Source organism: Qingrenia yutianensis (genome assembly GCF_014385105.1).
GTDB classification, from domain to species: domain Bacteria; phylum Bacillota; class Clostridia; order UMGS1810; family UMGS1810; genus Qingrenia; species Qingrenia yutianensis.
In genome coordinates this window covers 1-14,902 of record NZ_JACRTE010000014.1, presented here as the reverse complement: position 1 = coordinate 14,902, position 14,902 = coordinate 1, and the positions used below count along the sequence as shown (strand labels likewise).

At 45.6% G+C, this 14,902-nt stretch carries 13 protein-coding genes; 2 read left to right on the top strand and 11 right to left on the bottom strand.

Annotated features, from left to right (window positions below; genetic code table 11):
* Nucleotides 1-205: 205 nt before the first annotated feature.
* Genes H8706_RS09540 through H8706_RS09515 form a run of 6 tightly spaced genes read right to left on the bottom strand, consistent with a single transcriptional unit; the run spans nucleotide 206 to nucleotide 6,521 of the window.
* Nucleotides 206-949 carry an acyl-[acyl-carrier-protein] thioesterase gene (locus H8706_RS09540; protein ID WP_178347752.1) on the bottom strand — a complete coding sequence of 248 codons (744 nt, stop codon included), beginning with the start codon at nucleotides 947-949 and terminating at the stop codon, nucleotides 206-208.
* Between the two features lie 33 nt (nucleotides 950-982).
* Nucleotides 983-2,239, bottom strand: coding sequence for a hypothetical protein (locus H8706_RS09535; protein ID WP_262432431.1), 1,257 nt, complete (start codon nucleotides 2,237-2,239; stop codon nucleotides 983-985).
* 3 nt (nucleotides 2,240-2,242) lie between these two features.
* On the bottom strand, nucleotides 2,243-3,907 hold the full coding sequence (locus tag H8706_RS09530; protein ID WP_262432430.1) for an AMP-binding protein: 1,665 nt from the start codon (nucleotides 3,905-3,907) through the stop codon (nucleotides 2,243-2,245).
* A gap of 18 nt (nucleotides 3,908-3,925) precedes the next feature.
* Nucleotides 3,926-4,471 carry a helix-turn-helix domain-containing protein gene (locus H8706_RS09525; RefSeq protein ID WP_178347755.1) on the bottom strand — a complete coding sequence of 182 codons (546 nt, stop codon included), beginning with the start codon at nucleotides 4,469-4,471 and terminating at the stop codon, nucleotides 3,926-3,928.
* A gap of 24 nt (nucleotides 4,472-4,495) precedes the next feature.
* On the bottom strand, nucleotides 4,496-5,272 hold the full coding sequence (locus tag H8706_RS09520) for an MBL fold metallo-hydrolase (protein WP_178347756.1): 777 nt from the start codon (nucleotides 5,270-5,272) through the stop codon (nucleotides 4,496-4,498).
* On the bottom strand, nucleotides 5,265-6,521 hold the full coding sequence (locus H8706_RS09515) for a UDP-N-acetylglucosamine 1-carboxyvinyltransferase (RefSeq protein ID WP_262432429.1): 1,257 nt from the start codon (nucleotides 6,519-6,521) through the stop codon (nucleotides 5,265-5,267). The genes H8706_RS09520 and H8706_RS09515 overlap by 8 nt, the downstream gene beginning before the upstream one ends.
* Nucleotides 6,522-6,855: 334 nt before the next feature.
* Here H8706_RS09515 and H8706_RS09510 point away from each other — a divergent pair, with 334 nt between their 5' ends.
* Nucleotides 6,856-7,596, top strand: coding sequence for a YoaK family protein (locus tag H8706_RS09510; protein ID WP_178347759.1), 741 nt, complete (start codon nucleotides 6,856-6,858; stop codon nucleotides 7,594-7,596).
* 183 nt (nucleotides 7,597-7,779) lie between these two features.
* Here the strand turns inward: H8706_RS09510 and H8706_RS09505 are convergent, their stop codons facing one another.
* The 5 genes from H8706_RS09505 to H8706_RS09485 all read right to left on the bottom strand — a co-directional run bounded on the left by H8706_RS09505 (nucleotide 7,780) and on the right by H8706_RS09485 (nucleotide 12,621).
* A complete protein-coding gene (locus H8706_RS09505) occupies nucleotides 7,780-8,487 on the bottom strand; it encodes an ABC transporter ATP-binding protein (RefSeq protein WP_178347760.1) in 708 nt (235 codons plus the stop codon).
* The gene (locus H8706_RS09500) at nucleotides 8,480-9,322 is read right to left on the bottom strand and encodes an ABC transporter ATP-binding protein (protein ID WP_262432428.1); all 843 of its coding nucleotides are present in this window, start codon (nucleotides 9,320-9,322) and stop codon (nucleotides 8,480-8,482) included. Before H8706_RS09500 ends, H8706_RS09505 begins: the two co-directional genes overlap by 8 nt.
* The gene (locus H8706_RS09495; protein ID WP_178347762.1) at nucleotides 9,322-10,407 is read right to left on the bottom strand and encodes a branched-chain amino acid ABC transporter permease; all 1,086 of its coding nucleotides are present in this window, start codon (nucleotides 10,405-10,407) and stop codon (nucleotides 9,322-9,324) included. Before H8706_RS09495 ends, H8706_RS09500 begins: the two co-directional genes overlap by 1 nt.
* 3 nt (nucleotides 10,408-10,410) lie before the next feature.
* On the bottom strand, nucleotides 10,411-11,292 hold the full coding sequence (locus H8706_RS09490; protein WP_449421275.1) for a branched-chain amino acid ABC transporter permease: 882 nt from the start codon (nucleotides 11,290-11,292) through the stop codon (nucleotides 10,411-10,413).
* Nucleotides 11,293-11,427: 135 nt separating this feature from the next.
* Nucleotides 11,428-12,621, bottom strand: coding sequence for an ABC transporter substrate-binding protein (locus H8706_RS09485; RefSeq protein ID WP_178347763.1), 1,194 nt, complete (start codon nucleotides 12,619-12,621; stop codon nucleotides 11,428-11,430).
* A 217-nt stretch (nucleotides 12,622-12,838) separates the two neighbouring features.
* Here H8706_RS09485 and H8706_RS09480 point away from each other — a divergent pair, with 217 nt between their 5' ends.
* Nucleotides 12,839-14,557: a hypothetical protein gene (locus tag H8706_RS09480; RefSeq protein WP_262432427.1), complete on the top strand. Its 1,719-nt coding sequence runs from the start codon at nucleotides 12,839-12,841 to the stop codon at nucleotides 14,555-14,557.
* Nucleotides 14,558-14,902: the final 345 nt, after the last annotated feature.

Sequence of the window (14,902 nt, the reverse complement as noted above, 5' to 3'; positions counted from 1 at the left end):
GATAAGAAAAAACCGAACGAAAAGTCACCGTTCGGTTTTAGTTTTTGGAAATAATAAATAACAAGGCATACAATTTGCCTGTAACTGTGCGGATTTTCCGCCTAAACTAAACTCTTTTAAACTAAAACTAAACTTTTCTAATCTATCTCGTTGACGATATTATAAACGCAAAATTTGCGTTTGTCAATACTTTTTTTAAAATTTTTTAAACTTCGGCAACTTCAACTGCCGCGTCAAAGCAAATTCCGCGCTCGTGTTCGCCTTTGAAATAATAAATTCCGTCCTTTTCGGCGCAGAAAATTTTGAGTCTGTCACCCATAAGCGCCTCGGAATGAAAATAAATATCCAGCTTGTCAACGCGCTTTTTTGCCATATCGCACGGGATAAAATCCAGCACAAAATCGGCATACGCGCAGTTGTTCGCGTGGTTGTTGTAGTCAATGTCGGAATACCTGATTTCGCGCTCTCCCGCAAGCTTCATTTCCTTTGGCAGCGGGATTTTCCTGTCGCGCAGGTCGTATTTTTCACCGCACAAAACAACGTTAAAATCGCCGACCTCATTCGGCTTTAAAATATGGCGCGTTTCGGTGTTCACAAGCACCCACTTGGACGAATAAATGCACAAAGTCTGCCTGTTTTTGTCCGCAATTCTGCCGGGACGGGTGAAAAGCACGCCTTTTTGACCGCAGCTCCAGGTTTCCACAAAAATATTGTCGTTCAAAAAAGGCATTTTTTCAAAATTTATGCTCACCGAAATGAGGATAAACATTTTTTTGTCGTCATATAAAACGCGCGTGCCGTAACCGAATTTATCGGTGTGCTCTGCCGCCGCCTCCTGCATAAAACGCAGTGCGTAAGACGGTTTGAGCAGTGCGTTTCGGTCGGTTTGATACGACAGAACGCGCGCGTCCATTGATAATTTTTCTTTGTTTTGTATAAGTTCGGACATTGTAATTCCTTCTGTATTCAAAATTGTTTTATGTCAAAATGTGTCATTTTGGTTGTTGTATTCGGCATCTGCCGGACATTTTAGCGTCACCGCGCGTTTATACAGCGGTTCGATGAGTTTTTCTTCGCCTAAACCGCGCTTTTCAAGCGCCTCGGCGGCGATTTCCACAAGATCGTAAACAAAGTCGGACAAAATATCTTCATCGCAGATTTTGTTGAGTTTTTTTCCGCTGACAACAATATTCCGCAGTTCGGTGTTGGACATCGCAATGGAATTTTCATCGAAAAATCCGTCAACGTCGGAGATTGCCGCGTCAAGATTGCACAAAATCCCGAGGTTGAACGCACACGGTGCAAACGACGAATTAAGCGGCTGTGTGCAGTCACTGCGCACCTCAAGCGTTCCGCGCGCGGTAATTTCAACGTTTTTAAACGATAAGTAGCAGTCAATGTCGTCACCTTTTGCGCCGTACTTTTCGTTTTCAAAATATTCTTTTATGTTGACGGGCGCAAAAATCTCATATTTTCCGTCCCGTTTGCGGTTGAACATATCTTTTTCAAGAAAATATCCGACAAGCGCATCCACGGTTTCAAACTCCGCGTCTACCTTGCCCGTGATGTTGCTGCACTTTGAAAATGCGCTCTGTTCCCACAAAAAATCGCGGTAACAGCGGTAACCTTTTTTGTCAAAATCGGGCGAATTTGAAAACAAAATTGCGCGCACAAAATCAAGCTTTGCAAAATATGTGTACGCCGTCGGGAGAGTTTGCAAATCAACGTCGAGATGCGTCTGCACCGACGAGAGATATGCCGGAAAATCGGGGAATTTTGTGTCTTTTCCGTAGGTTTTCAAAAAATCGTCCACCATATTGTATGTGGAAAATTCTGCTCTGTTTTGCGAAATTGTGCTTTTGTTCGGGTTTGTTCCGCGCCCGATAAGTTCATAATTTTCGCGCGAAAAATAGTTTTGCGCCTCGGCAAAATATTCGTCGAAACGCTTTTTGATTTCGCACAGATTGTTGCCGTAGCAAAGCGAAAATTCAAAATTATTGTATGAATTGTCAAACGAAATCACGTCGCCGTGCGCGTTTTCAAAAAAGTATCCCTCGTCCTCGGCACGCTTGAAACCGCGGTTGGAAAAATAGTCGAAAATACCGCGCGCAAAGGCTTTGTCAACGTCGCTTCCCGACTTGTTAACAAGCGGAAATTCAAGTTCACAGCCAACGTTTCCGATTTTTCGGTTTTCAAATTTTTTAAAAAAATGATTGTAAATCAAATTTTTTGCGCTCATTTTTTATGCCTCGTGATTTTTCTTTCTTATTTCCGCTCTTTTGATTTTTCCGCCGAGAGTTTTGGGAAGAACGTCCACAAACTCGATAATCCGCGGATACTTGTAAGGCGCGGTGACCTTTTTAACGTGATTTTGAAGTTCTTTCACAAGCTCGTCCGACGGGATATATCCCTTTGCCAGAACGACGGTTGCCTTAACGACCTGACCTCTTATCGGGTCGGGCGCGCCGGTGATGGCACATTCCACAACCGCGGGGTGCTCAATCAGCGCCGACTCAACCTCGAAAGGTCCTATGCGGTAGCCCGAGCATTTTATAACGTCGTCGCTTCTGCCGACAAACCAGTAATATCCCTTGGAGTCGCGCCACGCAACGTCACCGCTGTCGTAAAACTTACCGCCGAGCGCCTCTTTTGTAAGCTCCTCGTCCATAAAATAACCTTTAAAAAGTCCGACGGGCATTTTTTTGTCGATATTGTCAACCACAATTCTGCCCTCTTCGCCGTCGCCGAGCTCATTTCCGTCGTTGTCGACAAGTTTTATGTCATAGAGCGGTGACGGCTTGCCCATTGAACCGGGAATGGGGTCGAACCATTCAAAGCTTGCGAGCATAACGCTCGATTCGCTCTGTCCGAAACCCTCGGCAAGCTTCAGTCCCGTGAGGTTGTACCACTGTCTGAAAACCTCGGGATTAAGCGGTTCGCCGGCAATACAACAGCGTTTTATGCTGGATAAATCAAATTTTGTAACGTCCTCCTGGAGCATAAATCTGAACATTGTCGGGGGCGCGCAGAAGGTGGTGATTTTGTATTTTGAAATAACCTCCAAAAGCTTCAACGGCACGAATTTGTCCATATCATAGGCAAAAATAACCGCACCGCAAATCCACTGACCGTAAATTTTACCCCAGCCGAATTTTGCCCAGCCCGAGTCGGAAACGCTCATATGTAACTTGTTTTCCTGCACCTGCTGCCAGTATTTTGCGGTCACGATATGTCCGAGCGGATAGGAAAAATCGTGCGCAACCATTTTCGGCTCTTTGGTTGTGCCCGACGTGAAATATACCAGCATTTTATCGGTAACTTTCGTCGCGTCCGCGCCTGTCGGACGGTCGAAAACGTCGGAAAATTTCTCGATTTCTTCGTTTAAGAAAAGGTATCCGTCACGTTTTTCGCCAGCAACAATTTTATGTTTCAAGCTCTCCGCAAGAGGCTGTGCCTCGTTTACCTGATTTATAACAAAATCGTCGTTAACGCAGATAACGGCGCTGATTTTCGCCGCATTTGCGCGGTAAACTATGTCTTTTTTTGTGAGCTGGAGCGAACCGGGGATAAGAATTGCGCCGATTTTGTGCAGTGCCGACGCGCAAATCCAATATTCCCATCTGCGCCTTAAAATAAGCATAACCACCGAGCCTTTTTTTATGCCGAGGCTTTTTAAAAAGTTGGCGGTTTTATTTGAAAGTTTTTTAATATCGGTAAAGGTAAATGTTTTTTCCTCGCCGTGGTCGTTGCACCAAACGAGCGCCTTTTTGCCGGGTTCTTCGTTTGCCCACGCGTCCACGATGTCAAACCCGAAATTAAAATCTTCGGGCACGTTGACCGTGTAGTTTTCTTTAAAATCCTTGTATGAATTAAATTCTATTCTCGGTAAAAATCTTGTAAGAAGCATTATTTAACACGTCCTTTTCTATTCGGCAATTATTGTAAGAAAAACAGCTTTTTTGTCGCCGACACATCTTTGTCCGTGCATTAAGTTCGGGTTAAAATAGATTGTGTCGCCTTTTTTCAGGATGAGTTCCTCATCCTCAATGACGACTGCAATCGAGCCTTCAACCACCATATTAAACTCCTGACCTGCGTGCGAAACAAGCGCGGCAGGCTTATCCGACGGGTCGAGAGTAACCAGAAGGGGCTGCATAATTTTACGGCTGAATTTATACGCAAGGTCGGAAAAACGGTAGCCCGGATAACGGTCAACGTCGCGTCCCTCGCCGTTTCGCACAAGGTGATAAGTGTCGAGCTTTGCGCTCACACCCGTGACGATTTCGGTGAAATCCACCTTAAATTTATTCGCGATTTCGTAAATCACACTTATCGGAATGTTGTCGCCCGTTTTTTCATAGTCTTTATATGTTTCGGCGTCAACTCCAAGTTCTTCTGCGAGTTGTTCCTCGGTGTACCCGCACACTTCGCGAAGTTCCCTTATTCTTTGTGCAATTTCGTATGTACTCATTTTAAAACCCCTTTCCGTGTTTTGTTATATTTCCAAAATTCCGCTCCTCGGCGCGACTTTTAATATCACGTCGCCCCCGATTTGCGCGCCGTTTTTGCACAGCATACTGTGCGACGCCTCGTATGCAAGGCTCGGCGTATTATTTTCGTTTGATAGATGTCCCAAAATGATTTTGCCCGTTCCCCACATTGCAAGCTGTGTCGCCGTCCACGCCGCGTTTTCGTTTGAAAGATGCCCGGAATCGGACAGAATACGCTTTTTCAAAGGGTAGGAATAACGACCGTTTTTCAGCATTTCCACGTCGTGATTTGACTCAAGCAAAACAACCTCGCTTTTGCAAAGGCATTTTAAAAGCCGTTCGTTTATGTGTCCGAGGTCGGTCGCGACGGTATACCGTTTGTTTTCGGCAAGAACGCTGTATCCCACGGGGTCCGCCGCGTCGTGCGGAATGGAGAAAGGAAAAATTTCAAATTCGCGTATTTCAAACCGCTCGCCCGATTTCACCGCGCGCTGATTGTGCGCGTAAACGTCGTACAAATTCATTGCGCCAAGCGTTTTTTCTGTTGCGTAAACGGGAATGTTAAACTTTTTTGAAAGCACGCGCACTCCGTTTACGTGGTCGCTGTGCTCGTGGGTTATAAGTACTGCGTCAAGCTCGTTCGGCGAAATTCCGAGTTCCGAGAGCGACGCGCATATTTTCGCACAGCTTACTCCGGCGTCTATTAAAATGTTTGTTTCTCTGCCTGAAATCAGCGTTGCGTTTCCGCTGCTGCCGCTGAATAATGTTATAAACCTAATCATCTGTTCTTTTAATATCCGCTCCCAAGCTTGTGAGTTTTTCTATAATATTTTCATATCCTCTGTCGATATGATAAACGTTTAAAATCTCGGTTGTGCCGTTTGCGCAAAGCGCCGCGATAACCATTCCCGCGCCTGCGCGAAGGTCGGTCGATTTAACGTCCGCACCGGTGAGCGCGTGACCGCCCTCGATAACCGCAACCGAGCCGTTAACCGTGATTTTCGCGCCCATTTTTTCAAGTTCCGCAACATACTGAAAACGCGAATCCCACACGCTTTCGGTGACAATGCTCGTGCCGTTTACGGTGGTCAAAAGCGCAACCATCGGAGGCTGGAGGTCGGTGGGAAATCCCGGATAGGGCAGGGTTTTAACGTTGATTTTGTTGAGATTTCCTTTTGCGCACACGCGTATTTCGTCGTCGCCCTCGGTAACGTCCACGCCCATTTCGATAAATTTCGACGTAATCGCCTCAAGATGCTTGGGAATTACGTTTCTTATTGTGACATCTCCGCGCGTTGCCGCCGCCGCGAACATATACGTTCCCGCCTCGATTTGGTCGGGAATTACGCCGTATGTTCCGCCGTGAAGTTTTTCAACGCCCGTGATTTTGATAACGTCTGTTCCGGCGCTTTTTATGTTTGCGCCCATTGAATTTAAAAAGTTTGCAACGTCAACAATGTGCGGTTCTTTCGCCGCGTTTTCCATAACGGTGACGCCGGGTGCGCGCACCGCCGCGAGCATAAGGTTGATTGTCGCGCCGACGCTCACAACGTCGAAATAAACCTGACCGCCTTTTATGTTTTCACCGTCAACGTTGATACTGCCGTGCTTTATTTCAACTTTGCAGTTTAATGCCTCAAAGCCTTTTATATGCTGGTCTATCGGACGTATGCCGAAATTACAGCCTCCCGGAGGAGGAACGGCTGCTTTTTTGAAACGTCCGCAAAGCGCGCCGAGAAGATAGTACGACGCACGCATTTTTGACGCCATTTCCTTTTCCGCAATGTATGTATTCAAGGTTGAAGCGTCGATTTTTACGGTGTTTGCGCTGATTTTTTCAACTTTTGCGCCCAGTGAAGAAAGAATATCCAAAATAATGCGGACGTCCTGAATATCGGGAACGTTCTCGATAATACACTCGTCCTCAATTAAAATAGTCGCCGGAATGATTGCAACGGCTGCGTTTTTTGCGCCCGAAATATCAACGGTTCCGCAAAGCGCGTTTCCGCCGTTTATTACAAATTTTTCCAAGGTATTTTCACCCACCCTTTATTTTGCCTGCAAAATGCCTGATAATATCATATTTATTTATTATATCACTATATCGGAAAAAATAAAAGAGTTTTTTATAAAATTTTTACATTTTGTGCTATTTGACGATTGTTTTGTTTTTCTTCCGGTTTTTCACCGTTTTTGCGCAGATGATAAGTCCGATACCGCCCGAAAGCGTTTCGGAAACGGGGAAAGAGATCCGCGTGAAGTTAAGACCGATGATTATATCACAAAATTTTGTACGGTGCAAGGGTTGATTTTGCAAAAAAATTATGATACAATATCGTAGAAAAAGACAGTCGGGAGGGTGCATATGCAAAACGAAGGCTTGGAATACGAAAAAGAACTGGTATATTTAACGTGCGAGAGAAACTGGGTTTTTTACACGCTTATGACCGTTGCGGGATTTTTCGGCGCGTATACATATTTGCTTCGCGGAAACGTTTTCTGCAACGCGCAGACGGGCAACGTGGTGCTGATGGGACTTGCGCTCGGCGCAGGGCACTGGAGCAAAGCGCTTTATTATTTAATCCCGATTTCGGCGTATCTTTTCGGCGCGTTTGTGTCGGAGCTTTTGCCGAATTTGGTAAAGCACAATTTTCTGATACGCTGGGATACACTCCTTATCGCGATTGAAATTCTGGCGGTTTTGGTGCTGGGATTTATCCCCGATTCGTATCCCGTGCAGATTTCGCAGATTATGATAAATTTTATCGCGTCAATGCAGTATAACACGTTCCGTCAGGCGGAGGGCGTGCCTATGGCAACGACGTTTGCGACAAATCATATACGTCAAATCGGCGTGGGACTCGCGAAAGAATTGAAACATCTTAAAACGAAGAATAAATCGCACCGCGAGAGATTGTCGAAACATTCAAAAATGCTGGTTTTCTTTATAGCCGGTGCGGTTATCGGCACGGTTTTCTGCAACATTTTTTCGGGACGCGCAATTTGGGTGACGGTTATTCCGTTCGCCGTGGTGTTCGGGGTGCTTTTACACGCCGACCTCACAGTAGAGAAAGAATTTATGGAGAAAAAACCGCTCGGACATTAGAAAATTTTTGCTCCGCAGAAGGCAGCGCTCTCGCCTGCCGGCTCGGTCGGCGACAAACGTTTGCCGTAGGCTGAACGGCAATATACACAAGACGGTTTGACGCGGTAAATGTTTGTTTTATAATTTGTTTAATTTTGTATATAAAAAATCGGGACGGCTTTACCGTCCCGATAATTTTTTTACTTATTTTGCGGATTTTCCGAGGTATGCTTTTCTTATTCCCTCGTCGGCGAGAAGTTCCGCGCCGGTACCGCTCATTGTGATTTTTCCCGTTTCCATAACGTATGCTCTGTCGGCAATTTTCAGCGCCATATTCGCGTTCTGCTCAATCAAAAGCACCGTTACTCCCTGTTTGTTAATTTCCTTTATAATGTCGAAAATATCGCGCACTATAAGCGGTGCAAGACCGAGCGACGGTTCGTCCATCATAATGATTTTCGGTTTGCTCATCAGCGCGCGCGCAACGGCGAGCATTTGCTGTTCACCGCCCGAAAGCGTACCTGCGAGCTGCCAGTTTCTTTCTTTCAAAATCGGGAAAAGGCTGTACATTTTTTCAATGTCCTCATCAAGGCTGTCTTTGCGCAGATAACCGCCGATTTTGATGTTTTCAAGCACGGTGAGGTTTGCAAAAACGCGTCTGCCCTCGGGAACGAGCGCAATTCCGTGCGTGATTATTTCGTTGGGGCTTTTGCCGACAAGCTCTTTGCCGTCCAGCTCAATAGAACCCGAATCGGGTTTTACAAGACCGGCAACCGAGCGCAGTGTTGTCGATTTTCCCGCACCGTTCGCGCCGATAAGCGTAACGATTTCTTTGTCGGGAATTTCAAGGCTCACACCGCGGATTGCACGTATTCCGCCGTACGAAACGTGTAAATCGTTAATTTTAAGCATCGTCGCTCACCCCCAAATATGCCTCGATAACTTTCGGATTGTTCTGCACCTCGTCGGGCGTGCCCTGTGCGATGAGTTTTCCAAAATCGAGAACGTAAATTCTGTCCGAAATATCCATAACCAAGTCCATATGATGCTCAATCATAAGAATTGTAAGCCCGAATTCCGAGCGGATTTTGCCGATAAACGCGGTAAGTTCCTCGGTTTCCTGCGGATTCATACCTGCCGCCGGTTCGTCGAGAAGCAAAAGTTTCGGTTCGGTTGCGAGCGCGCGTGCAATTTCAAGATGGCGCTGTTTTCCGTAGGGAAGATTTGTCGCTTTTTCGTCCTTAACCGACGAAAGACCGAGAATGTCCAAAAGCTTCATAACTTCTTTGCGCTGACGCGCCTCTTCTTTAGCGTTTAAGCGGAACGTTGCCGAAAAGATGTTTGACGTACGCTTTAAATGCTTTGCGATAAGAACGTTTTCAAAAACCGTCATATTTTTGAAAAGGCGGATATTCTGGAACGTTCGCGCAATGCCCAGATGCGTGATTTTGTCGGGCGTCGGCTCGATTACCGACTTGTATTTTCCCAAATTTCCGCCCTTGTAAAGCTTTTTCATTTTGCCGTGAGGGTGGTTTTCGATAATGCGCTTGCCGTTAAAATACACCGCGCCGTTTGTGGGAGCGTAAACGCCCGTGATAACGTTGAAAGCGGTGGTTTTGCCTGCGCCGTTGGGGCCGATAAGCGCCACGATTTCGCCTTTGTTAATGTCCAGCGTGAAGTCGTTTACCGCAACGACACCGCCGAACTGCATTACTATATTTTCTATGTGAAGTACATTTTCTGCCATTATTTCTGTACCTCCTCAAGTTTGTTTGCTTTTTTCTTTCGTTTGAAAAGCGACTTTATAAAGTCCGGCGTCAGCTCGTTGTCGCCCATAAGCCCTTGCCTGAAGAACAGAACGACAATCATCAAAATGAGCGAGAATATAACCATTCTGAAGCCCGAACGCAAAAGAGGAATCTGCACGCCCGAAATGATGAGCGGTTTGTCGAGTCCTCTGAGCCACCATTCTTTTGCGAAGATAACCAGAAACGCCGCTATGATACTGCCCGAATAACTTCCCATACCGCCGATTACAACCATAAGGAGAATGTAATAGGTTGCGGTTGCGAGGGTAAACGTTGTTGCGGAAATCGCCTTAAGATACATAGCGAGGAGCGCACCGCCGATACCTGCGAAAAACGAGCTTATTACAAACGATAAAATTTTGTGTTTCTGCAAATTTATTCCCATTGCCTCGGCTGCGATTTCGTCGTCGCGTATTGCTTTAAACGCTCTGCCGTAGGTGGAATTTTTGATTAAAAACATTATCGCGATACAGATAATCGCAACAATGAAAATTGCGTAATACGAATTGAATTTCGGTATGCTGTTAAGACCGAGCGAGCCGTTTGTCACCTTGTTGAGCCACGAGCTTGCGGTGACGATACGCACAACCTCGGCAAATCCGAGCGTTGCGATTGCAAAATAGTCGCTTTTAAGCCTTAATACGGGCATACCTATCAAAAACGCAAAGAATGCCGCGACAAGTCCTGCGATGATAAGCGCCGGAATTATCGGAAGCTGAACGTTTTTGAGGCAGTTTGCCACGCCGTAGAGGTAATAAACGTTGTCTTTAACCGACACGGGAATTGTGAGCACCGCGTAGGTATATGCGCCGAGCGTCATAAAACCTGCAAGTCCCAGCGAAAACTGTCCCGTTACGCCGTTGAGCATATTCATAGACACTGCGAGCAGTGCGTATATAACGCCCATTTGGAGCGATGTGCGGAGCATAGAGGTTGTAGGCAGCTGACCCGCATAAAGCACAAAGCCCGAAATTACAACCGCCAAAATTAGTGCGGCAATAATATTTTTTGTTTGTTTTGTCATATTCTACACCTTCTCCGTTACTTTTTCGCCAAACAGTCCCGTCGGCTTAAACAAAAGCACGACAATCAAAATTACAAATGTGAATGCGTCGGAAAATTCCGAGAAAATTCCTGCCTTGATAAAGGTTTCGCAAAGTCCGATTAAAAATCCGCCGACAAGCGCGCCGGGAATTGAACCGATGCCGCCGAAAACCGCCGCAACAAAGCATTTTAAGCCCGGGAGCGAACCCGAAAGCGGATAAACCTGCGGACGGGGCGTGAAGTACAAAATCGAGCCGATTGCCGCGAGCGCACATCCGATTACAAACGTTATGCTGATAACGCTGTTGATTTTTACGCCCATAAGCTGTGCCGTTTCAAAATCTTTCGATACCGCTCTCATTGCCATACCGATTTTGGTTTTGTTGATAAGCGCAACCAGCGCGATAACAAGCACTATTGTTAAAATCGGCGTTATGAACGTAACCAGCGAGGTTGAAATTGTGCCGATTGTAATTTTCCTGTCAAGCACGGCGATTGAAGGATACGATTTCGGGAGCGCCGAAAAAAGGTATGTTGCAAAGTTCTGCAAAAAATACGAAACTCCGATTGCCGAAATCATTATAGACATTCTCGGCGCACTGCGGAGCGGTTTATACGCTATTTTTTCGGTTAAAACGCCCAAGAGAATTGTTGCGATAATCACTATCGCTATTGAAATCTGCCACGGAATTAAAAGGTCGGTCATTGCGATAATCATAAAATAGCCTGCCATCATAAAAATATCGCCGTGAGCAAAGTTTATGAGGCGCAAAATTCCGTACACCATAGTGTAGCCTATGGCGATTAAGGCATAAATACTTCCGATTGATAAGCCGTTAAGGCAATTTTGCAAAAATGCGTTCATCGGGATTTTTCCCCCTTAAAATTAAAAAGTACCAAAAGCCTTTTTTTGTTTATGTAAGTAAAAAAACAAATATCGGCGAGGCAAGAAACCTCGCCGATGTTATTTAAAAATTGATAAATTTACGTAATCTTAAAATTACTCAACCGGTGTGAATTTACCGTCTGTAAGCTGTGTTCCGATGAATTTGAACGCGCCGTTTTCGATAACTTTGATGTAAGCTTTATCTTTCTTAGCGTCGCCGTTTTCGTCGAATGCGAGCGAGCCTGTAACACCTGTTGTGTCAAGTGTTGTAAGAGCGTCGCGGATTGCCTGCGAATCGGTGGATTTTGCAGCCTCGATAGCGTCAAGAATTACGTTGTACGAATCAAAGCCGAGCGCCGAAACCGCCGCAACACCGTCGCTGCCGCCGTTGAGTTTGAGGTTTTCAGCCGAGCTGTTGAGGTATTTAACAAAGCCGTCAACAAATTCTTTCGCAGACGAGTCTTTCTCGTCGAAGAATGTCGAGAATGTTACGCCCTCGCAGTTTTCCGCGCCTGCGTTTTTGATGATTGTTTCGTTTTCCCAGGTGTCGCCTGCCATAATGGGAGCGGTTACACCGAGCTCACGCGCCTGTTTGATGAAAAGTCCTGCCGTTGCGATAGACGACGGAACAAAGTATACATCGGGATTTGTTGCTTTAGCCGCTGTGAGAATAGCGTTAAAGTCCGACTCATTTGTGTTGTATGTGCCTTCGTAAACGATTTCGCCGGGGAATGCTTTTTTGAAGTAAGAAGCAAGACCGGTCGAATAGTCGTCGCCGTTCTGGCAGATTACAGCCGCTTTTTTAAGACCTTTTGTAACGCCTGCGTAGTTTGCCATAACCGTGCCCTGGAACGGGTCGAGGAAGCAAACTCTGAAGTAGTAGTCGTTTCCGAGAGTAACCTGCGGATTTGTGCATGAGCATCCTACCGCGGGGATTTTAGCTTCTGCGAAAGTGGAACCTGCCGCAATGGAAACGCCCGAACCGTAAGAGCCGATAACCGCTTTTACGCCCGACGAAACGAGCGACTGTGCAGCGGTAACCGCCGCGGTTTTATCAGACTGGTTGTCAACTTCAACCAATTCAATTTTATATTCTTTTCCGTCAATCGTAACCGAAGGTCTGATTGAATTTGCATAGCGAACGCCGAGAACCTCCTGAACTCCGCCGCCGCCGTTTTCGCCTGTTGTAGGCTCGAACACACCGATTTTGATTGTGTCGCCGTCCGTACCGCCGTTTGACGAGCCGCCGCAAGCCGCAAGCGACAAAACGAGAGTAAGTGCGAGTACAACCGATAGAAGTTTTTTCATAAATACCCCTCCAAAATTAAAATATATAAATATATAATAATACAATTATTGCTTTTTGTCCATACTTTTGTAAAAATTTTGCGAAAATCACCAAAAAATTTTTTCATATTTACAGCGCGGTTGGCGCGTTTTTGTTTAATTTTATGTTTCAAATGCGTAAAAACGGTTGACAGTACAATTCGATGTGCGTTAGCATAATGGTGAGGGGGGATATAATATGAAAAAATTTTTTTGTGTTTTGTTGGTTTTGTGCGCTGTGATGCTGATGTTTTGCACCGCGTATGCCGAGGATTTGGGGTATGTGAAAGAAACCGACATTGTGACGTTTATTGATTACTGCCCGATTGAGTCGTTCAACTACAAGGGAAAAACTTTTGTAATTGCCGAGGCTTTGTCAAAATACGGCTTTAATGTTTTGTGGAACGGGGATAAGCGTACGCTTGAAATTACGCGCCCCGAAAGGAATTTTACACCTTATGCAACCGACGTTATCAACGCAAAAAAGGAAAATGTGACCTTTAAAGACCTTTTTAAAGTATATCCCACAGATATAAAAACCTACATAAACGGAAATCTTTCGGAAAGCTATAACATTTTCGGCACGACGATGGTCAGCGTCGACGCGGTGGGCGAGTACGGCGGAGGATATGTGAAATATGACGACGGAAAACGCCGTCTTGATGTGTGCATTATTGAAAAGGAAATTGAAAACTGTGAGGAAAAGACCGAAAACAGCGAAAATTCGGTGTCGGGCGAAAAAGGGTTTTTCGGCAGTGACGGAAACCTTTTGTACGGCGTGAAAAAATACGATAACCAAAGCCGTTACGGCGAGTCGTATTACTATGTTTACGGTGATTTTTCAAACGATAAAACCGTCAGCGTGAACGGGTCGTATATCTATTCAAATTTGGAAAAGTACGAATATAAAAACGTTGAAAATTATCAGGTCAACGTGTTCCCGAGCGACCTTGAAAATCCGTCGTTTACTATGAATTTTGACGAAAAAGCGACGGTTTATATTGAGCAGGACGGCAGGTTTAAATACGGCGTGAGGGTGCGCAGTGCCAAGTTTGAAAACGGAGGCGAGGCGCGCTATCTTCCCGAAACGGGCGAAATTTATCTTATTCACGAAAAGGAAAATTCGCCGTATGATGAGGGCGTCGGCGCGGTGTATGACGATGACGGAAACGAAATTTACAATTCGGAAACGTATCCGAGAAAATTCAACGGTATGCTGTTTAAAAACGGGCGGAAAATTTATGACGGCGAAATTCATCTCGACCGTTTTGAAGTTGTAATCGGAAGTGCGTCAAACGAGGACGTTAAGCGAATTACCGCGCTTTGGGCGCCCGGGTATACCGACACCGACGGCGTGATTTATTATTATTCCGATTCAAACGATATTTATAACGAAAAAGCGGACAGCATTTTGTACCGCGGAAACGTCGTGAACGGCGTAATGCACGGAAACGGAACAATGTATTATATCAATTACGGTATGTATTCGGAAAATATGAAAGAGGTCAGGAAAATTTTGGTTTACGGCGAGGGCCGTGAGCCGGGTGTGATGTATTCGGTTGACGAGTTCGTTATGTATGAGGGCGAGTTTAAGGACGGACGGATTGACGGCAAGGGAAAAATGTACCGCAACGGCGCGCTCACAAGCGAAGGCGAGTGGAAGAGAGGCAAAAAAGACGGATTTATGACCGAGTATAACGCGTATTTTGACGAAATTTACCTTATTTATGAGGGAAATTATAAGGACGGCGAGAAAAACGGCGAGGGTGTTGAGTATTCGCCGAAGGGAAATCCGCAGTTTGAGGGAATGTATAAAAGTTTTGCCGGTACATTTGAAAACGGTATACAAAAGGACGGCAAACATTACGGCTTGAAGTATAACGCGGAGAAAAATTGCCACGAGGTATACGAGGAGTAACAAATGTAGGGGAAAAGGGGCGCCTTTTCAATCCCGATTTTAGATTTTAAATTATCTTATCATATCAAAAACAGGTTATCGTAATTTCTTGGTTGCTCCGCAGGCTCTGCTTTTGGCGCAAAAGCAGAGGGAAAACGTGGGGGTTTCGATTCCCCCACACCCCTAAACGACAAGGGCTATGCCCTTGACCCGTTCTGTAAACGTTACTTTTTCGGCGAACGGTTTGTTTTCGGTTTTTGTTTGAAAAATATTTCGATAATCTGTTGTTTGAATGATTTGATTGTTTTAAGGGGTCTTGGGGTGGAACCCCAAGCCGTTTAGGGGTGCGGGGGAATCGGAACCCCC